Below are 18,503 nucleotides of genomic sequence, written 5' to 3'. Positions count from 1 at the left end.
CCTGACAAACGGTCGTTAGGGAGTTTTGCTTTGAGTGCAGGGCCATCACTACATACAGCGATAGCGCCGCCGCTAGCGGCACAGGCGGCGGGTTTGGGGCTGCGGCGCGCCTTACTGGGTGAATTTGCCGATTTGCAGCTCGACGATGTTGATTTTCTGGAAGTGGCGCCGGAAAACTGGATTGGTTTGGGCGGCCGCTTCGGTCGTGCCTTTCGCGAGCTGGCCGAGCGCTTCCCCGTCACACTGCACGGCCTCAGTCTCAATATTGGTGGCTTTGCCCCCTTGGATTGGCAGCTGATCGACGCCATTGGCGAATTTATCGAGCGCTTTGACTGCCGCTTGTACAGTGAGCATTTGACCTATTGCGGCGACGATGGCCACCTGTACGATTTGATGCCGATACCGTTTACTGAAGATGCTGTCAGTCATGTCGCCGAGCGTGTAGTGCAGGTGCAGCAGCGCTTGGGGCGCAAAATATTGCTGGAAAATGCCTCCTACTACGCGGCCCCTGGCCAACAGATGAGCGAGTCACAGTTTATTTCTGCGGTGTTGCACGAGGCCGACTGCGGCTTGTTGCTGGATGTAAACAATATCTACGTGAACAGCGTTAACCATGGTTATGATCCGCGAGTATTTTTACGGGAGCTGCCGCTGGATCGCGCAAAGTATATGCATATTGCCGGGCACTTCGACGAGGCTGCGGATCTTAAGGTCGATACCCATGGGGCGGCGGTGATCGATCCCGTATGGCAGTTGTTGGATGAGGCCTATGCGCTGTGTGGGCCATTGCCAACGCTGTTAGAGCGGGACTTTAATTTTCCGCCGATGGCTGAGCTGCTCGCGGAGCTCGGGCAGATTCGCCTCGCACAACAGCGGGCGGCACTGATGCCGGCGGCGGGTGTGCGATGAAGTCTTTTCAGCAGAGACAGCGGCAGTTAACCGACTATCTGCGCGACCCCGAGGCACACCGGGGCCCGGAGGATGTGGAGTCGCGGCGCCTGGCGATCTATCGAGAGTTGTTTTACAAAAATATCGAGGGCTTTATCAGCGGTGGCTTCCCGGTGTGCCGCAGCCTGTTTGACGGGGCTGCTTGGCAGTGCTTGGTGCGGGATTTTATGCGTGTCCACCGATGCAAAAGCCCCTATTTTTTGCAGATCGCCGAGGAGTTTCTGCACTATCTGTGCAACGAGCGACAGGCCGAGGACGACCCGGTGTTTTTAGCGGCGCTGGCGCACTATGAGTGGGTCGAGCTGGCTTTGGATGTCGCTGAGCAGCAACTTCCGCCGCCGTCGCGCTTACCTGAGTCGTTGTTGGAGGCCTATTTGCAGCGCTCGCCGCTGGCCTGGTCGCTGGCTTACCCATTTGCGGTGCAGCGTATCAGCGCCGACTATCAGCCGCAGGCGCCCGATGCTCAGCCCACGTATTTGTTGGTCTACCGCAATCGCCGCGATGAGGTGGAGTTTATGGAGATCAATGCGGTGACCGCACGCCTGCTTGAATTGCTTGATAATCCGGCTCGCCCTCGAGATGTTCTGGCCGTGTTGGCGGCGGAACTGGGCATGGCTGAAAAGGCGCTTACTGAGTTTGCCGAGCCGTTGTTGACGCAGCTCTACAACGCTGATGTGCTCTACCTTTCCGGCGATTCTGACGGCGCAGTTGAACATGGGTGTTATTAATATGGGCTTTAGGTATAGTGTGCGCAAGATCACCATTGGGAAACGATATTCGTATGTTCCTGCATAGACTGCTTAGTGCAGTGCTTTGTCTGCTAGCACCGCTGGCTTTTGCCGGCGATTATGGCAATGATCTCCGTGATCCTTGGGAGGGCTTCAATCGTCATGTTTTTGCCTTCAATGAGGGGGCGGATCGCTACGTTGCCAAGCCGGTGGCTAAAGCCTATAAGAAAATAACGCCGAGCTTTATCGATCAGGGGATTGGCAATGTGTTTAACAATATTGGCGAGATTAAGAATTTAGCCAATGATGTTTTGCAGGGCGAGGGCGTGGACGCGCTGGTGGACGCCAGTCGTTTTTTTATCAACACCACGGTGGGCGTGTTGGGGTTTTTTGATGTTGCTAGTCACCTTGGCCTGGAGCGTGAGTCCGAAGACTTCGGTCAAACCCTAGCGGTGTGGGGGGTGGGTAATGGCCCCTATTTGATGTTGCCGTTGCTCGGTCCGAGTACCCTGCGCGATGGTAGCGGCCGGGTCGTGGATAGCTATACCTCGCCCTTGGTTGACGTTAACCCGCTGAGTGCGGAGCTGGGTTTACTGGCCCTTGACCTGGTGCAGGTTCGTGCGAAATTGCTGGGTTCGGACGAGTTGGTCAGCGGTGATAAATACACCTTTATCAAGGATGCCTATCTGCAGCGGCGGCAGTTTTTAATTAATGATGGGCAATTTCAGGATAGCTTTGGCGATGAGGATTTTGAGTCCTTTGATTTTTAGCTATTGGGAACAGCAGTTGTGAATCCTACACAGGCTCAGTGCTTGCCACCGGGGTGGCAGATGGGTAAAACAGCGCAATGACTAGATCTCTTCACCATCGGTTGTTGCTGATTCAGCAGCGAGATACCTTGCATCGGCAACTACTGAGTGCTTTGGAAGCGCTGGGTGTAGACGTATTGTGCACTGATGACAAAGTCCGGGCGCTGAACTGTTTTCGCGAAGATGATATCGATATTGTGATGATTGATATCGACTTGCCGGGCGGTTGGGGAATCGACTTACTTGACGAAATGGCTGCCGACCCGCGAGAACTGCCGCTGATCGGGGTGTCGCGTCGCGAGAGCCTCGCTGATGTACTGTCGGCGGTGCGCCACGGTGCCACTGATTATTTGATGCTGCCGCCGGATAGCAGCGATGTGATTCGCCACGCGATTGACCGCGCGGTAGAGCGTTGTGAACTCAAGCGTGAGAATCTTGCCTATCGCCACAAGCTCGAGGCGGCCAATCGGGACCTGTTGGAAAGCCTGACGCATCTGCAGCAGGATCAGCAGGCGGGTAAACATGTACAGCAGTTGTTATTGCCCGACACGCCCAAGGAAGTCGAAGGTTACCGATTCTGCCATTTTATTTTGCCGTCACTGTATCTCAGTGGCGATTTTGTAGACTACTTCCTGGTCGGTGAAGATCACGCGGTGTTTTTTGTTGCTGATGTCTCCGGTCACGGCGCCAGCTCTGCATTCGTAACGGTGTTTTTAAAGAACTTGTTTGCCCGTAAGCGCAGTGATTTTTTGCATCGCGGTTCAACCGCGATCCTGTCGCCGGCGAAGATGTTGGCGATTGCCAATCGCGAGCTGCTGGAAATGGGTATCGGCAAGCATGTGACAATGTGTGTTGGGGTGTTTGATCTCAAATACGAGCAATTGTGTTATGCGGTGGCAGGTCACTTGCCTGCACCGGTGTTGGCGTGTCACGGGCGGGCTGAATTTTTGTCCGAGCACGATATGCCCGTGGGCTTGTTTGCCGATGCGGCTTATACCGACCATATGATCAGTTTTCCTCCGGGGGCCGTGCTGACACTGTTTTCCGATGGTATATTGGAGGTGTTGGAACAGGATAGCCTTCAACAAAAGGAGCAGGCCTTATTGGACTTGCTCAGCGCTGGACAATGTTCTTCCAGTGAATTGGTTGAGGCCTTTGGTTTGAATGAAATTGACGAGGCCCCGGACGATATTGCCATTTTAGTGGCGTGCAGGTTATAAGCTGATGCAACCGGGTAAGATTTTGGTCGCCGAGCAAGACGGCGCCTTTGTGATTAAGTTGGTGGGCGATGTACGGTTGACGCTGTGCACCACCATGGATGAATTTTTTGATGAGATGCTGTCCAGTGCTGGCTTTGCCAGTGTCGTGGTGGATCTTATTGACGCCAGCAACATCGACAGCACTACCCTGGGTTTGCTGGCTAAACTGGCCATTAAAGCCAAGCAGCGCTTTGGTTATGTCCCGGTGATCCTGTCTACTAACCCTGATATCACTCGGGTGTTGGACAGTATGGGCTTTGATCGGGTGTTCAGCATTCGTGAAGAGCCGCTGCTTGACGACGAGGATTTGGGCGAACTGCCTGTTCTGCCCGACAGCGAGGAGGGGGTGCGCGGCCGCGTACTGGAAGCCCATCGTATCTTGATGGGTATGAATGACAGCAATCGCGCTAAATTTCGCGAGCTGGTGTCACTGCTGGAAGGCCAGTGTTACTGAGACTGGTCGCTGTCTAATGAGCTGCAAACCTGCAGCTTCGCGCGGATGAAATCGCGGTGTGGCAGGTAGATGAGATCGGCAATTTTGCGGATTAGGTGCTCTTCGTATTTATCTATCTCGCCATCTTCTGCGGCGACTTCCCACAGTGCTTTGACTAGTCGAAATTTTTCCTCATTGTTACAGTTGTCATTGATGTAGCGGGTAAAGGGGTACAGCGATGTGCTGTCCTGGTTTTGCCGGTGGGCGCGCGCCATAAAGTTGTCGATATCATCGTCGCTAAGGTGAAAGTGCTGTATCAACAGGTGGTGAATTTTTTCCACCTCGGCGGGTTCCTGTTTGTAGTCTGATTTGCTGACCTCGATCAGCAGTGATGCACAGGCCAGTTCCAGCGACATCGTTTCACTGTTTTCCGCTTGCTCGTCGCCGAGTAATTTCTTGAGAAAATCAAACACGGGGCCAATCCTTTAATAGTGCTTCAAGCTTTTGTTGGTCGGCGGCAAAGGCACGGATACCCTCGGCCAGCTTTTCAGTGGCCATGGCATCTTCGTTCATCGCCCAGCGAAATGCCGCTTCGCTGCAGTCGAGTTTAGCTTGCTCGGAAAATTTGCCGTCACTGCTCAGTCGTTGTGGTAGCTCGCCGTTGTCACTGGCTAATTCTTCTAGCAATGCCGGGCTGATGGTCAATCGGTCGCAGCCGGCCAGTTCGGCAATCTCACCGATGTTGCGGAAACTGGCACCCATCACAATGGTGCGGTAGCCGTGTTGTTTGTAGTAGGCGTAAATGGCAGCGACTGATTGGACGCCTGGATCGTCGGCGGCGCTGGCCGGGGTGTTGCCGTGGGCCAGGTGCCAGTCCAGGATGCGGCCGACAAAGGGGGATATTAAGGTGGCGTTGGCTTCTGCGCAGGCGGCGGCCTGGGTGAGGCTAAATAGCAGGGTAAGATTGCATTCGATGCCGGCTGCCTCCAGTTCGGCGGCGGCCTGGATACCCTCCCAGGTAGCGGCGATTTTAATTAACAGTTTGTCGCGGCCGATACCGGCCTGCTCATAAAGCTGAACAATATGTTTGGCCTCGTTTACAGTGGCCTGGCGATCAAAAGACAGGCGTGCGTCAACTTCGGTAGAGACCTTGCCTGGTACCAGCTGGGCAATTTCACTGCCGATGGCCACTGCCAGCTGGGTGCTGGCGCGCTTCAAGCTCGGGGCATCGCTGGCGTTGCGTAGGTGAGTGGCGACGACTTGATCGATTAGCTGGCGATATTGCGGTAACTGTGCGGCCTTAAGAATTAGCGAAGGGTTGGTGGTGGCATCCTGCGGAGTAAAGCGTTTAATGGCTTCGATGTCGCCGGTGTCGGCAACCACATCGGTCATGGTCTTGAGTTGTTCCAGTTTACTGCTCATTACATGCATCCTGTTAGCTGTTCGCCTGTCCATTGTGCGGGCGTTCGGCGCTGCGCTGCTCGTGTTCGAGGTTGCGCTGTTGAGCGCTGGCCGTGAGTGCCAGTGCCTGTTGCAATATTTCCAAGCCGGCATCGCTGCGGTGGGCATGCTGGCTGAGGTGGCGGCGAAACTGCCGCGCCCCGGGCAGGCCATTAAATAGCCCGAGTATATGTCGAGTTATATGATGAAGACGGGCGCCATCACTGAGTTGCTGTTCGATATAGGGGAACAGGGATTCCACGATGGCCTGTCGCGTGACGGGCCTGTCCGCATCGCCGTATATACGCTGATCGACCTCGGCCAACTGGTAGGGGTTTTGGTAGATGCTGCGCCCCAACATACTGCCATCGACATATGACAAATGCGATAGCGCATCGTCGATGCTTGCTATACCGCCGTTGATGATGACTTCGAGGTCGTTAAACTCTCGCTTCAGTTGGTAGACCATTGGGTAATTTAGTGGCGGAATTTCGCGGTTTTCCTTGGGGCTAAGGCCCTGTAGCCAGGCTTTCCGGGCATGGACTATGACCGTGTTGCAGCCGGCACGTTGAACCTCACCAACAAAGTCGCGCAGCGGTCCATAGCCTTCTTGGTCGTCGATGCCGATACGGTGCTTAACGGTAACCGGCAAGCTACTGGCATCACACATGGCTTTTACACAGTCGGCTACCAAGCTGGGGCGAGCCATGAGGCAGGCGCCGAAGAAGCCGTTTTGTACACGGTCGGAGGGGCAGCCGCAGTTGAGGTTGACCTCGTTGTAGCCCCATTGCTCGGCCAGTGCCGCTGAGGCAGCCAGCGCGCCGGGGTCGCTGCCGCCGAGTTGCAGGGCCAGCGGCTGTTCCTCGTCACTAAATTGCAAGTGGCGGTGTTGATCGCCGTGCAGCAGCGCGCCGGTGGTGACCATCTCGGTGTAGAGCACGGCGCGTCGACTCAGTTGTCGCCAAAATACGCGGCAGTGTCGGTCTGACCAGTCCAGCATTGGCGCCACGCAAAAGCGGCGGTCGAGCGTACTATCGGACATTGGCGAGGAAAACCTCCGGGGGTAGGTGAATCTTGTTGCCGCAGGGCCGTATAATGGCGCTTTCTGCGCTGCCGGCACTGCCTGTGGTAAAACGCTAATTGTATTGAAATGGTGAAAAACTCTCCATGACTGTTCGCACTCGAATTGCCCCGTCGCCAACCGGTGATCCGCACGTTGGTACCGCCTATATTGCCCTGTTTAACTACTGCTTTGCGAAGAGTCAGGGTGGGCAGTTTTTGCTGCGTATTGAAGATACTGATCAGCAGCGCTCTACACCGGCTTCGGAAAAGGCGATTCTCGACTCGCTGCGGTGGCTGGGCCTAGACTGGGACGAGGGCCCCGATGTGGGCGGCAATAACGGCCCTTATCGGCAAAGTGAGCGCAGTGAAATTTATCGTCAGCACTGCGAGCAGCTGGTCGAGAAAGGCTTGGCATTTCGCTGCTATCGCAGCCCTGAAGAACTGGACGAGCTTCGCGAGTCGCGTCGTGAAGCCGGGCAGCACACGGCGCTAAAGCCCTCCGATCTGAAGTTGAGTGATGCGGAGCAGCAGCGTCGCGAGGCGGAAGGCGCGCCTTATGTTATTCGCATGGTCGTGCCTGAAGACGACGGTCGCTGTGAAATTGACGACATGCTGCGCGGTAAAATTGAGTTGGATTGGGCACAGGTGGATGCGCAGATCCTTCTCAAGTCTGACGGCATGCCCACCTACCATCTGGCCAATGTTGTCGACGATCACCTGATGGGTATCACCCACGTGTTGCGGGGGGAGGAGTGGATTAATTCGGCCCCTAAGCACAAGCTGTTGTACGAATATTTTGGTTGGGAAATGCCACAGTTGTGCCACCTGCCGCTGTTGCGCAACCCCGACAAGAGCAAGCTCAGCAAGCGCAAGAACCCCACGAGTATTCTCTACTACCAGCGCATGGGTTTCCTGCCGGAAGCACTGTTAAATTACTTGGGCCGTATGGGCTGGAGCATGCCCGATGAGCGGGAAAAATTCAGTCTGCAAACGATGATCGAACACTTTGATATTCAGCGCGTCAGCCTCGGTGGTCCGATTTTTGATGTGGAAAAGCTGCGCTGGCTGAATGGCTTGTGGATGCGCGAAGATTTTGATGACGAACAGCTAATCGAGCGTTTGCAGCAGTGGGCGTTGAATAAAGACACTCTGCAGAAATTGTTGCCGCAGCTAAAACCGCGTATTGAAGTGTTCACCGATATCGCGCCGTTGGCGGGTTTTTTCCTCGCGGGCATGCTGCCGATTACTAAAGAGAGTTTCGCGCCCTGCAGTTTGAGTGATGAGGATTTGGTGGAGGTGTTGCAGTGCTGCCTGTGGCGGCTTGAGGCGGAGCAGGACTGGCAGCGGGATACCTTGTTTGCGGCCATTAAGGCCTTGGCCGATGGCTTGGGATTGCGTATGAAAGACGTGATGCCGCCATTATTTATCGCCATTGCCGGTACCACGGCATCGATTTCGGTGGTGGACTCTATGGAGATCCTCGGTCCGGAAATCAGTCGCGCGCGGCTGCGCTTTGCCATTGATGCACTCGGTGGTGTTGGCAAAAAGAAACTGAAGAAGCTGGAAAAGCGCTACCAGCAATTGGTATAGCTAGGCTGGCTTAGGATGCGTCGCGGTCTGGCGACGCAGTATTTGGCGAGACGACAGAAGATTTTTCATTATTTTTAAAAAGCGTGTTGACAAGGTCGGGGACGGACCTTAATATGCGCAGCCTCTTTCGGGGCTATAGCTCAGCTGGGAGAGCGCTTGCATGGCATGCAAGAGGTCGGCGGTTCGATCCCGCCTAGCTCCACCAAATTAAAAAAACCGCCGCTAGGCGGTTTTTTTATGCCCGAAATTTGTCGCGCTAAGCTCTGCTAAAATAAACAGTACAGCGCATATTTTGGCTGCGGCTTTTTATGGAGTACTAACGTGTCGACGATCTCTCTTAGTCAGCGTCATTCGAAAAGTGAAGCCGATGTGCGTGAAATGCTCGAGGCACTGGCCAAAAAGCTCGATGAGCGTTACCAACTGAAGGCTCGCTGGTTGAGCGAGCGCGAACTTGAGCTCAAGCGCTCGGGTATACAGGGGGTTTTGCAGCTGCTCGAGGGTGAAGTTAAAGTGGATATTCGCCTGGGGATGGTGATGAAGCCATTTAAGTCCAAAATTCGCGATGAGCTGTCGCGGGCGATGGCGGAAAAACTGGCCTGAGTATCGCCGTCGGGCTCCAATCTTGAAGATTCCTTGCTAATAGGGAAATATTTCCGAATTCTGCACTCTAACACTGGCATCAACGTTTTGAGGAGATCGGAGAAGTCATGGCGCGTTTTCAGCGATTCGTTAACCCACTGTTCCCCCTGCCTGCGCTGCTCGTCGCGGCGATACTGATATTTAGTCAATCCAGCTATGCGCTATTGCCCAAATTCGCTGGCGACGGCGAGGCGCTGCCTAGCCTCGCGCCGATGCTGAAAGGGGTCAATCCGGCGGTGGTTAATATCTCTACCTACACCACTCAGCGCGTGCAACAGAATCCCCTGCTTAACGATCCCTTCTTTCGCCATTTCTTCAATATGCCGCGCCAGCAGTTACAGCCCCGCGAGCGACGTACGCAGAGTGCCGGCTCCGGGGTCATTATCAATGCCAAGGCCGGCACAGTGCTTACTAATCACCATGTAATTGCCGGTGCCGACGAGATTACGGTGTCGCTGGAGGACGGCCGCAGTTTTACCGCCGAGCTGGTCGGTTCGGACCCCGATGTCGATATAGCTGTACTTAAAATTCCCAGCGACAGGCTGACGGCGGTGCGGCTGGCTGACTCGGACAAACTGCAGGTCGGCGACTTTGTGGTGGCGATTGGCAACCCCTTCGGTCTGGGGCAGACGGTGACAACCGGAATTGTCAGTGCCCTGGGGCGCACCGGTCTGGGTATTGAAGGCTATGAAAATTTTATTCAGACCGATGCCTCGATAAATCCCGGAAATTCTGGCGGCGCCCTGGTCAATTTGCGCGGTGAGTTGATCGGGGTGAATACTGCCATTTTGGCGCCCTCTGGCGGTAATGTGGGAATCGGCTTTGCGATTCCCGCCAATATGGCAATGGCCAGTATTGAGCAGATTCTCCAGCATGGCGAGGTCCGTCGTGGCCAGCTTGGCGTGATTATTCAAGATCTTACTACGGAGCTTGCCGAGGCCTTTGATATTAAAGGCCGGCAGCGTGGCGCGGTGGTGGCGCAGGTGCAGGACGGCTCGGCGGCTGACAAGGCCGGTATAAAAACCGGCGACGTGGTGATTGCGGTCGATGGCAAGCCGATAGCGAGTTCTGCGCAGTTGCGCAATGCCATTGGCCTGCGCAGGGTGGGTGATGAGTTGAGTATTACACTGCTGCGTGACGGCGATGAGCGGCGCGTTAGGGCCGTGCTGGGTTCTGCAGAAACGGCGGTGGCGGCGACGGCGGTTAAAGCGCTACATCCATTGTTGGCCGGTGTCGGTTTGAAGGACGCGGACGATAATAAGGGTGTGTTGGTCACCGAGGTCAAGCCCGATGCCTTGGCCGCGGCGAAGCTGCGACCGGGAGACTTGTTGGTGTCAGCTAATCAGCGCCGGGTGCGCAGTCTTGCCGAGTTGGACGCGGCGCTGTCAAGCCGGGATGAGGTGGTGCTGCTAAGGGTGATTCGCGGTCGCTTCGCCAATTGGGTTGTGTTGAAGAAAGGCTAGCAGCAAGCGCTGCCGGGAGGAATGATGGGTGGGTATCGGCTTGGTAGAAGTGCGGTGGCGCTACTTATGCTTGCATTGCTGCAAGCGTGTAACGGTATCCCGGTCAGTCACGACTATGCGCTGGACTACGATTTCTCGTCGGTAACGAGCTACGCTTGGCTGCCTGCGCCGGCGGTGGTGGATCCCGCCTATGACGCTTTGATGCATCAGCGTTATCGCGAGGCAATTGAGGCGCAGCTGCAAGGCCGCGGCTTGCGCAAGGTCGATGCGGCGCAGGCGGCGGTATTGCTGAGCTACCATGTTGGCGCGGTCGACAAGGCGCGGATAGAGAGTGTGGGTGGTTGGTACAGTCACTTTGGTTATTACCCCTGCTATCACTGTGAGTTTCGTCCGGGCTTTGGGCATATGCATTTCCATGATAGTGACCTGTGGATTCGCGAGTACACTGAGGACAGGGTATTGATCGATATGGTTGAGCCCGGCAGTCGCCGTTTGCTGTGGCGGGGCAGTGCCCGTCGTGTGCAGCCGGCGCTAGCCGACCCGGTGGCGCGGCGCGCGTATATTGAGGAAACTGTGGGCAGCATCCTGCAGCAGTTCCCTCCGGGTCGGGCCGTGCAATAAGGCCGATTTCCCCTTGCATGTGTGCGACCTTTCCATGACAATAGCGCCCCGCGATCGGGGCTATCCGGTCGCGGTGTTATGGTGGCCCTTCCGGTCCCCTCGCAACGATAGATAGCAAACCCCGCCAGGCCCGGAAGGGAGCAACGGTAGTTATCGACTCGTGTGCCGGGGTGTGGCTGGTTGGGCTGCCACCTGTCTGTTCTATGTTCGTGATTCCCCACATTTTTTCCTACTTCTGGCGTTATTTATGTCGGCGCGGCGCTAGTGTATCCTTGGCGCTTGATTTCGAGAGATACAGCGATGACCTACCAGGTTCTGGCGAGAAAATGGCGCCCTAAAAGCTTTCGGGAAATGGCCGGTCAGAGCCATGTTCTCAAGGCCTTGATTAATGCTCTGGATCACGACCGACTGCATCACGCTTATTTGTTTACGGGTACCCGCGGTGTCGGCAAAACCACCATCGCGCGAATCTTGGCGCGTTGCCTTAACTGTGAGCAGGGCGTTAGTTCTGAGCCCTGTGGCCAATGCCAATCCTGTGTGGCGATTAACGAAGGCCGTTTTGTCGATTTGATCGAGGTCGACGCCGCCTCGCGAACCAAGGTCGAAGACACTCGCGAGCTACTCGACAATGTGCAGTACACGCCTACCCAGGGGCGCTATAAGGTCTACCTTATCGATGAAGTGCACATGCTCAGTGCCAGCAGCTTTAACGCGCTGCTCAAGACCCTGGAAGAGCCGCCGCCTCATGTTAAATTTTTGTTGGCGACCACCGATCCACAGAAAATTCCCGCGACGATTTTGTCGCGCTGCCTGCAATTCAGCTTAAAAAATCTCAGCCCGGAACGGGTCGTAGACTATCTCAAGCAGGTTCTCGACAAGGAGATGGTCAGCTACGATGAGCCCGCCTTGTGGCTGCTGGGACGAGCGGCCGACGGCAGTATGCGCGATGCCCTGAGCCTTACCGACCAGGCGATTGCCTTTGGTTCGGGCAAGCTCGGTGAGCACGATGTGCGGCAGATGCTCGGTACGATAGATCACGGCGCGGTGTATCGCCTGATTCGCGGACTGTCGCAGCGCGACGGCGCAGGCTTGTTGGCGATTGTCGGGGAGCTGGCTGAACTCGGTGTCGATTTTGCCGGTGTCGCCAATGAATTACTGGTGGTGCTGCACCGCTTGGCCATTGCGCAGACGGTGCCCGAAGGCTTAGATAATAGCCTGGGAGACCGCCAGACGGTCATGGAGTTAGCGGCGTGTCTGAGCGCCGAAGATGTGCAGTTCTACTATCAGCTAGCGCTGCAGGGACGGCGCGATTTGGGGCTTGCGCCGGAACCGCGTTCGGGGCTGGAAATGCTACTGTTGCGCATGTTGGCGTTTGCGCCCGAAGGTATTGCGGCGCCGCCCGTGCAGCCCTTAACCCCCCCCGTTCAGTCTGCCCCGGTGGAGGCCGACGACCCCGTAAAAAAGCCGCCAACCGCGCCCCCTGAGGCGCAGTCAGAGGCGCCGCCAGTGGTCGCGGCACTCGAGCCTGAGGCGGTTGCCCAGGCGACTGCCGAACAAACTGCTGCAGCCGATCTCGCCAGGTCGCTACCCACGTTAGCAGAATCGGCTGATACGGCCTCGGCGATGAATCAAAACTGGGCGGACTATGAAAGCCAACAGGTCGAGACTGCCGCGACGCATTCACCCGCTGCCAGCGCGCCACCGTCAAATATTACAGAGGCGCTGTCTCGGTCGGTTGATGCTCCGTTAGCCCCGGCGGCAGAGGCTGCGAGCGGGGGGGCGGCGGAGCAAGGCCAGGAGCTTGTCGCACCTGTTCGCGCGCAGCAGCACTTGCAGCTCGCGGAGTTGGACAGTCGTTGCTGGCGAGAGCGCTTCGATGCGTTTGCTTTGCCGGGCATGCTGGGCAGCATTGCTTCTCACTGTCAGATTGCAGACTGCCGAGAGGATCGTTTGCGGTTTGTGATTAGTCAGGCCAATGCCACGTTGCTGAACGAAAGGCATGTGGAGCGTTTGCAGGAGTCACTGAGTGACTATTTTTCGCAGCCGCTCAAGGTCAGTATTGATATCGCGGAAGTGGCTGAGGAAACGCCTGCACAATACCGTGCGCGCCGCCTGCAGGAACAACTTGCCGACGCGCTGGCTGCCATTGAGGCGGATCCACTGGTGCAGGAGATTGTTGCTGAATTTGGCGCTGAACTTGAGCCTGAGTCACTGTGTTTGCCGGGCCAAAAGAGGAGAGAGTCGTGAAGGCTGATTTGAATGAATTGATGAAAAAAGCTGCAGAGATGCAGCAGAAAATGCAACAGGCCCAGCAAGAGCTGGCGAATAAAGAAGTCAGAGGTGAAGCGGGCGCTGGCTTGGTCAAGGTGACGATGACCGGGCGCCACGACGTGCGCCGGGTTGAAATTGACGACAGCCTGTTGAGTGAAGACAAAGAGGTGCTGGAAGACCTGCTGGCCGCGGCGGTGAACGATGCGGTGCGCAAGGTCGAGGAGAATAACAAGGGACAAATGGGCGATATGCTGTCGGGCATGGGGATGCCAGGCGACTTTAAGATGCCATTCTGATGAGTAACTTCAGTCCCCTTATTGACGAGCTGATCGATGCACTGCGCTGCTTGCCGGGCGTGGGCCCCAAGTCGGCGCAGCGTATCAGCTTTCAGTTGCTGGAACGCAATCGCGGTGGTGCGCAGCGCCTCTCTGAGGCATTGCAGAAAGCCGTTGATCAAGTGGGGCATTGCCGCAGTTGTCGCACGCTGACGGAAGCCGCCGAGTGCCGTATTTGCAGCGATGCGCGCCGCGATCGGCGCACCATTTGTGTCGTCGAGTCACCCGCTGATGTGCTGGCCTTCGAACAGAGCGGCGACTACCGCGGCTTGTATTTTGTGCTCATGGGACGGTTGTCGCCCATTGATGGCATTGGCCCAGAGGAAATCGGGGTTGACCGCCTGTTAGAGCGAGTGCAGGCGCTGCAGGTCAGTGAATTGATTTTGGCCACCAACCCCACGGTTGAGGGCGAGGCTACCGCGTTTTACATCGCCGAAGAAATGCGGCGCTTGGGGGTAGCGGTTAGCCGTATTGCCCACGGTGTCCCTCTGGGGGGAGAATTGGAGTATGTCGACAGCGGCACGCTGTCTCACGCGCTAAAGGGGCGTCAGCGTTTTGAATGAAGAGTACCACTACATAGATAGCCCGCAGGCTTTGGCCGAGGCTTGTCAGCACTGGCAGGGGGCTGACTTTCTGGCCTTGGATACCGAATTTATTCGTCGCGATACCTTTTATCCCATTGCCGGCCTAATTCAAGTCGGCGCCTTTGGTGAGTGCTGGTTGATCGATCCATTGGTGATTGAGGACTGGACGGATTTTAAAGCTCTGCTTTGTAACGCGGCGATTATTAAGGTATTGCACTCCTGCAGCGAAGACCTGGAAGTGTTTGACCGGCTCTGTGGAGCGCTGCCAGCGCCGCTGCTAGATACCCAGGTTGGCGCGGGATTGGCCGGTATCGGCGAGGGCCTGAGTTATCAAAAATTGGTGGCGGAGTGTCTGCAGCTGCATGTTGAAAAAGGCGAAACGCGCTCCGACTGGCTGCGACGGCCGTTGACGGCCAGCCAGTGTCACTACGCGGCTTTAGATGTTGCCTACCTGCAGCGAGTCTATCCGATGATACGCCAGCGTTTGGAAGAGCAGGGCCGCTTGAGTTGGTGGCAGGAGGACTGTCAGCAAATTACCGACCAGGCTGAGCAGCCTGCGGCAGCAGACCAATATTATTTGCGCAATAAATCTCTGTGGAAGCTCAATGGTCCCCAGCGCCTGGTATTGCAGCAGTTGTGCAGTTGGCGCGAGCAGCAGGCCCGTCAGCGCGATATGCCCAGAGGACGAATTTTAAAAGACCCGGTGTGTTTTGATATAGCCCGGCGCCTACCGCGCACTCACGCGGAGTTAGCGAGCGTTAAGGATCTGGCCCCTGGGGCGTTGCGTCGCTACGGTGAGCAAATCATTGCAATTGTTGAGGAGGCCCGCTGTGCCGACGCCAGTCGTCACCCGGAACCGGGTGTTCGGCCGCTCTCGGGGGAGCAGAGTAAGCGGCTCAGTCGCCTGCGCCAATGCGCTGAGCGCTGCGCTGAAAAATTGAACATCCCAGCGGGCTTGCTGTGCCGCAAGCGGGATTTGGAAGTACTGATCCGCCAGCGGAGTCTGCCAGACAGTTTTGGGCAGTGGCGCAGCCAGCTGCTGGGTGAGGCATTACTGAGCGCTCTCGAGGAGCAAGTATGAAGCGTATCTGCACAATTTATCGCAGCGCTAAACACGACGGCATGTATCTGTACGTCGACAAGGCAGAGGATATCGCGCGGGTGCCGGAGGCGCTGATGCAGCGTTTTGGCAAGCCCGAGCGCGCGATGACACTGCTGTTGCAGGCGGGCCGCAAGCTTGCTAGAGCAAATGTTGAAGATGTTTTGCAACAGATTGAAAGTAATGGATTTTATCTTCAGCTTCCGCCCCAGCCCGAAGCGCCGCTGCGGCCGCGTGAAGATCGATGATTGCCGCGGCGCAGCAGCCATTTTGGCAGACTAAATCGCTGGCCGAAATGAGTGACCAGGAGTGGGAAGCGCTGTGCGATGGCTGCGGCCGCTGCTGCCTGCACAAGCTTGAGGATGAGGATAGCGGCGAGGTGTATTACACCGATGTCGCCTGTCGGCTGTTGGATGAGCAGCGCTGTCGCTGCCGCGATTATGAGCGGCGCCTAGAGCGTGTGCCCGGTTGCCTGCAGTTGCGCAAGTCACTGGCTGAGTTTGCTTACAGTTTACCGCTTAGTTGCGCGTATCGGCGCTTGCACGAGGGCAGGGGACTGGCCGCCTGGCACCCGCTTATCGCCGGTGACGAGCGCGCCATGCGTCAGCTGGGGGTGATGGTGGCGGGGCGCTGTGTGAGCGAGCTTGAGGTCGCGGAGGAAGAGTTTGAAGACCATATTATTCACTGGGTTGATTAGGACAAGCGATGATTGATGCAAATGACTACGCGCTCGCCTGGCAGGTGTATCTCGGCACCGGTCTGGCGGCCAGCCTGTTCTGGGTCTTGCTGATTCGCGCCTATCGTCTTACGGCGCTGAAGTTGTGGGCGTCATTGGCGGTAATCAGTTTGCTGCTGTTACCCTGCCGCCACCCGGAAGCGATGGAATTGTGGATGCCTGCGACCATTGGCGCCGCGTTGAGTTTGATGACCGGCGGCCTGGAGTCCGCGATGGAGGCGATGATTATTGTTGCTGCCGGGCAGATAATGGCCGTGGTGATTGCGCTTACCTGGCGGCTAACGCGCCCACGTCGCCGGGCCGGGGCTGAGCAGCCTCAAGCTCAAGCGCCTAGCGACAAGCGCATTGAACCCAAATTTGGCGGTCAGTGAGCTAGGGGCTGCGCTGAGGGCCGGTGTTCCAAGCCTACCCTTATGTGATCAGCAAGGCGGTTTGTCCTCTAAGTGGCATCGCCCTGAGTGGGCGGGGCTGCGATCCTTTCCAGTAGTTGTTGTGGCAGCAGTGATGCGGGTCTGCCCTCGCGTTGTTCAGCCGGCGTTTTGACACTGTTCTATACTTAGCCTCTACTGTGTCTTAGTGGGGTGGATTATGCTCAATGTCGGGCAGCCTTCCTTACTCTATCCAGCTGCTGTCGGCGAACATGATTATCAGCTGTTGGAGCAGTCGCTGCGGCGCCCCCGGCGGCCGGCGCTAATCGAGCCGCCGCCATTGTTGGCGGGCCGTTTTAAATTGTTGCGCCACCTGGGTACCGGGGCACTGGCAACGGTCTACCGCGCACTCGATACTTGCGGTGGTCAGGGCGGCAGTGGCGGGGGCGTGCTAGCCATCAAGCTGGTTCGCAGTTCTCAGTTGATGGATCACCGTGTGCTGCTGTCGTTTGAGAACGAGGCGGGGCTGCTGGCCAGTTTGGAACATCCCCATATCGTTCGCGCCTACCGTTTTTATCATCATCCGCCCTGGTATTTTGTCAGTATGGAATTACTGACAGGGGGTAGCTTGGCGGTATTGGCCTGCCACCCTCTGCGCAGTCGAACACGCTGCCTGCACCATATTCGCTGCCTGGCCGCGGCGCTGGCCTATCTCCATCAGCGCGGTGTGGTACACGGTGATATCAAGCCGGAGAACGTGCTGCTCGATGCCGGCGGGCGCGTGAGGTTAGTGGACTTTGCCAGACTGCCGGGGGTTGATGCCTGGACCGCGCCTTACGCCAGTCCGCGGCGTTTAGCAGGGAAGGCTCCCGGTGCCGCCGATGACGTTTACTCGCTGGCGGTGATGGCCTGCGAGTTGCTGGGGGGAGGGCACCCCTACCGCGGCCTGCCGGCCGACCAGGCTCGGCGACGGGACATGTTGCCGCAGCGGCCACCGGGACTCAGTCGTCGCCAGTGGCGCGCGCTTGCTGGTGGCCTGTGCCTGGAGGATGAGCGGCGTTGGCAGTGGGGCGGGGAGTTTGCTGCGGCGCTCGGTGACTAGGCGTCGATTTCGCTAAATGCGCCCTCGAACAGTGCCGTGCTGAGATAGCGTTCCGCGGAATCCGGCAGGATTGCGACGATGGTTTTGCCGGCGTTGCCAGTTTCGTTGGCAAGACGTTCGGCGACGGCCATTGCTGCGCCGCTGGAAATGCCGGCGAGAATGCCCTCTTCCTTCATGAGTCGATGCGCCCAGCGTATCGCTTCTTCGTCGGAAACTGCTTCAACGCGGTCGACCATTGACAGGTCTAGCGTACTGGGCAGAAAGCCGGCACCAATACCCTGTATTTTGTGCGGGGCGTGGCGTAGCTCTTCGCCGTTTAGTGCGTGGCGGATCAGTGTCGAACTCTCCGGTTCTATTGCCACCGAGCAGATCGCCTTATTGCACTGCTGTTTGATATAGCGCGATACGCCGCTGATGGTGCCGCCGGTGCCGACGCCACTGACTAAGATATCGATGGCGCCGTCGGTGTCGCGCCAAATTTCCGGGCCGGTGGTCTGTTCGTGGATCGCGGGGTTGGCGGGGTTTTCAAACTGTTGGGGCATAAAGTAGCGCTGTGGGTCGCGTGCGCAAATTTCTTCGGCGGCGGCGATGGCGCCCTTCATGCCCTTGGCGCCGTCGCTGAGTTGCAGCTTGGCGCCCAGCGCAATCAACACCTTGCGGCGCTCGACGCTCATGGTATTGGGCATTGTTAAGGTAATGGGGTAGCCGCGAGCGGCGGCGACAAAGGCCAAGGCAATGCCGGTGTTGCCGCTGGTGGGCTCGACGATTTCCATGCCGGGGCGCAGTGCGCCACTCTGTTCGGCCTGCCAGATCATATTGGCGCCGATTCGGCATTTGACGCTGTTGGCGGGGTTGCGCGATTCCTGCTTGAGCAAGATGCGGTGCTGGCTAATACGCTTGACTTCGATAAGCGGGGTGTTGCCAATACTGCGGCTGATATCGTCAAAAACGGTGGGCATAGCGATGTTCCTTGTTGTGTAATACCGAGGCTACAGAGGCGCTGGCCTAGCTTTGCT

Annotated in this window: 21 protein-coding genes, 1 tRNA gene and 1 other RNA gene; 19 read left to right on the top strand and 4 right to left on the bottom strand. The window is 57.1% G+C overall.

Going from position 1 to position 18,503, the window contains the following annotated elements:
- Window positions 1-30 precede the first annotated feature (30 nt).
- The 5 genes from ABYM29_RS00200 (at window position 31) to ABYM29_RS00180 (ending at window position 4,198) form a co-directional block, all read left to right on the top strand.
- Complete coding sequence (locus tag ABYM29_RS00200; RefSeq protein ID WP_372860620.1) at window positions 31-909, top strand: DUF692 domain-containing protein; 879 nt, start codon at window positions 31-33, stop codon at window positions 907-909.
- Window positions 906-1,676 carry a DUF2063 domain-containing protein gene (locus ABYM29_RS00195; RefSeq protein ID WP_372860618.1) on the top strand — a complete coding sequence of 257 codons (771 nt, stop codon included), beginning with the start codon at window positions 906-908 and terminating at the stop codon, window positions 1,674-1,676. The genes ABYM29_RS00200 and ABYM29_RS00195 overlap by 4 nt, the downstream gene beginning before the upstream one ends.
- Before the next feature lie 53 nt (window positions 1,677-1,729).
- On the top strand, window positions 1,730-2,446 hold the full coding sequence (locus ABYM29_RS00190; protein ID WP_372860616.1) for a VacJ family lipoprotein: 717 nt from the start codon (window positions 1,730-1,732) through the stop codon (window positions 2,444-2,446).
- A 77-nt stretch (window positions 2,447-2,523) separates the two neighbouring features.
- Window positions 2,524-3,705 (top strand): PP2C family protein-serine/threonine phosphatase, encoded by a 1,182-nt coding sequence (locus tag ABYM29_RS00185; protein WP_372860613.1) that lies wholly within the window; start codon window positions 2,524-2,526, stop codon window positions 3,703-3,705.
- 4 nt (window positions 3,706-3,709) lie between these two features.
- Window positions 3,710-4,198, top strand: coding sequence for an STAS domain-containing protein (locus ABYM29_RS00180; RefSeq protein WP_372860611.1), 489 nt, complete (start codon window positions 3,710-3,712; stop codon window positions 4,196-4,198).
- Here the strand turns inward: ABYM29_RS00180 and ABYM29_RS00175 are convergent.
- The 3 genes from ABYM29_RS00175 to dusA are packed head-to-tail and all read right to left on the bottom strand — an operon-like array spanning window position 4,192 to window position 6,659.
- Window positions 4,192-4,650, bottom strand: coding sequence for a TerB family tellurite resistance protein (locus tag ABYM29_RS00175; RefSeq protein ID WP_372860608.1), 459 nt, complete (start codon window positions 4,648-4,650; stop codon window positions 4,192-4,194). The two genes, ABYM29_RS00180 and ABYM29_RS00175, sit on opposite strands and share 7 nt — an antisense overlap.
- The gene (tal, locus tag ABYM29_RS00170; protein WP_372860606.1) at window positions 4,643-5,599 is read right to left on the bottom strand and encodes a transaldolase; all 957 of its coding nucleotides are present in this window, start codon (window positions 5,597-5,599) and stop codon (window positions 4,643-4,645) included. The genes ABYM29_RS00175 and tal overlap by 8 nt, the downstream gene beginning before the upstream one ends.
- Before the next feature lie 13 nt (window positions 5,600-5,612).
- Window positions 5,613-6,659: a tRNA dihydrouridine(20/20a) synthase DusA gene (dusA, locus tag ABYM29_RS00165; protein ID WP_372860603.1), complete on the bottom strand. Its 1,047-nt coding sequence runs from the start codon at window positions 6,657-6,659 to the stop codon at window positions 5,613-5,615.
- A gap of 125 nt (window positions 6,660-6,784) precedes the next feature.
- Here dusA and gltX point away from each other — a divergent pair, with 125 nt between their 5' ends.
- The 14 genes from gltX to ABYM29_RS00095 all read left to right on the top strand — a co-directional run bounded on the left by gltX (window position 6,785) and on the right by ABYM29_RS00095 (window position 17,487).
- Window positions 6,785-8,269: a glutamate--tRNA ligase gene (gltX, locus tag ABYM29_RS00160; protein WP_372860601.1), complete on the top strand. Its 1,485-nt coding sequence runs from the start codon at window positions 6,785-6,787 to the stop codon at window positions 8,267-8,269.
- A gap of 129 nt (window positions 8,270-8,398) precedes the next feature.
- Window positions 8,399-8,474: transfer RNA gene (locus tag ABYM29_RS00155), tRNA-Ala, on the top strand.
- Window positions 8,475-8,590: 116 nt separating this feature from the next.
- Window positions 8,591-8,869, top strand: coding sequence for a polyhydroxyalkanoic acid system family protein (locus ABYM29_RS00150; protein ID WP_372860598.1), 279 nt, complete (start codon window positions 8,591-8,593; stop codon window positions 8,867-8,869).
- A gap of 107 nt (window positions 8,870-8,976) precedes the next feature.
- Complete coding sequence (locus ABYM29_RS00145; RefSeq protein ID WP_372860596.1) at window positions 8,977-10,371, top strand: DegQ family serine endoprotease; 1,395 nt, start codon at window positions 8,977-8,979, stop codon at window positions 10,369-10,371.
- A 66-nt stretch (window positions 10,372-10,437) separates the two neighbouring features.
- The gene (locus ABYM29_RS00140) at window positions 10,438-10,992 is read left to right on the top strand and encodes a DUF4136 domain-containing protein (protein ID WP_372860594.1); all 555 of its coding nucleotides are present in this window, start codon (window positions 10,438-10,440) and stop codon (window positions 10,990-10,992) included.
- A gap of 88 nt (window positions 10,993-11,080) precedes the next feature.
- Window positions 11,081-11,177, top strand: an RNA gene (gene ffs, locus ABYM29_RS00135) — signal recognition particle sRNA small type.
- A gap of 115 nt (window positions 11,178-11,292) precedes the next feature.
- Window positions 11,293-13,239, top strand: coding sequence for a DNA polymerase III subunit gamma/tau (gene dnaX, locus ABYM29_RS00130; RefSeq protein ID WP_372860591.1), 1,947 nt, complete (start codon window positions 11,293-11,295; stop codon window positions 13,237-13,239).
- Window positions 13,236-13,559, top strand: a complete 324-nt coding sequence (locus ABYM29_RS00125) for a YbaB/EbfC family nucleoid-associated protein (RefSeq protein WP_372860589.1) — start codon at window positions 13,236-13,238, stop codon at window positions 13,557-13,559. The genes dnaX and ABYM29_RS00125 overlap by 4 nt, the downstream gene beginning before the upstream one ends.
- Window positions 13,559-14,161 (top strand): recombination mediator RecR, encoded by a 603-nt coding sequence (gene recR / locus ABYM29_RS00120; protein ID WP_372860586.1) that lies wholly within the window; start codon window positions 13,559-13,561, stop codon window positions 14,159-14,161. Before ABYM29_RS00125 ends, recR begins: the two co-directional genes overlap by 1 nt.
- Window positions 14,154-15,263 (top strand): ribonuclease D, encoded by a 1,110-nt coding sequence (rnd, locus tag ABYM29_RS00115; protein WP_372860583.1) that lies wholly within the window; start codon window positions 14,154-14,156, stop codon window positions 15,261-15,263. Before recR ends, rnd begins: the two co-directional genes overlap by 8 nt.
- Window positions 15,260-15,529, top strand: a complete 270-nt coding sequence (locus ABYM29_RS00110) for a YcgL domain-containing protein (protein ID WP_372860581.1) — start codon at window positions 15,260-15,262, stop codon at window positions 15,527-15,529. The genes rnd and ABYM29_RS00110 overlap by 4 nt, the downstream gene beginning before the upstream one ends.
- Window positions 15,526-15,978 (top strand): YcgN family cysteine cluster protein, encoded by a 453-nt coding sequence (locus ABYM29_RS00105; RefSeq protein WP_372860579.1) that lies wholly within the window; start codon window positions 15,526-15,528, stop codon window positions 15,976-15,978. Before ABYM29_RS00110 ends, ABYM29_RS00105 begins: the two co-directional genes overlap by 4 nt.
- Window positions 15,979-15,986: 8 nt before the next feature.
- Window positions 15,987-16,388, top strand: a complete 402-nt coding sequence (locus ABYM29_RS00100; RefSeq protein WP_372860576.1) for a hypothetical protein — start codon at window positions 15,987-15,989, stop codon at window positions 16,386-16,388.
- Window positions 16,389-16,605: 217 nt separating this feature from the next.
- Complete coding sequence (locus ABYM29_RS00095) at window positions 16,606-17,487, top strand: serine/threonine-protein kinase (RefSeq protein WP_372860574.1); 882 nt, start codon at window positions 16,606-16,608, stop codon at window positions 17,485-17,487.
- Here ABYM29_RS00095 and cysK read toward each other — a convergent pair.
- A complete protein-coding gene (cysK, locus tag ABYM29_RS00090) occupies window positions 17,484-18,446 on the bottom strand; it encodes a cysteine synthase A (RefSeq protein ID WP_372860572.1) in 963 nt (320 codons plus the stop codon). The two genes, ABYM29_RS00095 and cysK, sit on opposite strands and share 4 nt — an antisense overlap.
- Between the last annotated feature and the right edge of the window lie 57 nt (window positions 18,447-18,503).

It is taken from the genome of Spongiibacter sp. (genome assembly GCF_041602295.1).
Classification (GTDB): Bacteria; Pseudomonadota; Gammaproteobacteria; order Pseudomonadales; family Spongiibacteraceae; genus Spongiibacter.
Note: the sequence above shows the minus strand (reverse complement) of the source record. Positions and strands in the feature narration are given on the sequence as shown.

What these genes read in the sequence shown, in the direction of transcription:
- ABYM29_RS00195 (WP_372860618.1), top strand. Translation starts at nt 906, where the DNA reads ATGAAGTCTTTTCAGCAGAGACAGCGGCAGTTAACCGACTATCTGCGC.
- ABYM29_RS00190 (WP_372860616.1), top strand. Translation starts at nt 1,730, where the DNA reads ATGTTCCTGCATAGACTGCTTAGTGCAGTGCTTTGTCTGCTAGCACCG.
- ABYM29_RS00185 (WP_372860613.1), top strand. Translation starts at nt 2,524, where the DNA reads ATGACTAGATCTCTTCACCATCGGTTGTTGCTGATTCAGCAGCGAGAT.
- ABYM29_RS00180 (WP_372860611.1), top strand. Translation starts at nt 3,710, where the DNA reads ATGCAACCGGGTAAGATTTTGGTCGCCGAGCAAGACGGCGCCTTTGTG.
- tal (WP_372860606.1), bottom strand. Translation starts at nt 5,599, where the DNA reads ATGAGCAGTAAACTGGAACAACTCAAGACCATGACCGATGTGGTTGCC.
- dusA (WP_372860603.1), bottom strand. Translation starts at nt 6,659, where the DNA reads ATGTCCGATAGTACGCTCGACCGCCGCTTTTGCGTGGCGCCAATGCTG.
- gltX (WP_372860601.1), top strand. Translation starts at nt 6,785, where the DNA reads ATGACTGTTCGCACTCGAATTGCCCCGTCGCCAACCGGTGATCCGCAC.
- ABYM29_RS00145 (WP_372860596.1), top strand. Translation starts at nt 8,977, where the DNA reads ATGGCGCGTTTTCAGCGATTCGTTAACCCACTGTTCCCCCTGCCTGCG.
- ABYM29_RS00140 (WP_372860594.1), top strand. Translation starts at nt 10,438, where the DNA reads ATGCTTGCATTGCTGCAAGCGTGTAACGGTATCCCGGTCAGTCACGAC.
- dnaX (WP_372860591.1), top strand. Translation starts at nt 11,293, where the DNA reads ATGACCTACCAGGTTCTGGCGAGAAAATGGCGCCCTAAAAGCTTTCGG.
- recR (WP_372860586.1), top strand. Translation starts at nt 13,559, where the DNA reads ATGAGTAACTTCAGTCCCCTTATTGACGAGCTGATCGATGCACTGCGC.
- ABYM29_RS00110 (WP_372860581.1), top strand. Translation starts at nt 15,260, where the DNA reads ATGAAGCGTATCTGCACAATTTATCGCAGCGCTAAACACGACGGCATG.
- ABYM29_RS00105 (WP_372860579.1), top strand. Translation starts at nt 15,526, where the DNA reads ATGATTGCCGCGGCGCAGCAGCCATTTTGGCAGACTAAATCGCTGGCC.
- ABYM29_RS00100 (WP_372860576.1), top strand. Translation starts at nt 15,987, where the DNA reads ATGATTGATGCAAATGACTACGCGCTCGCCTGGCAGGTGTATCTCGGC.
- ABYM29_RS00095 (WP_372860574.1), top strand. Translation starts at nt 16,606, where the DNA reads ATGCTCAATGTCGGGCAGCCTTCCTTACTCTATCCAGCTGCTGTCGGC.
- cysK (WP_372860572.1), bottom strand. Translation starts at nt 18,446, where the DNA reads ATGCCCACCGTTTTTGACGATATCAGCCGCAGTATTGGCAACACCCCG.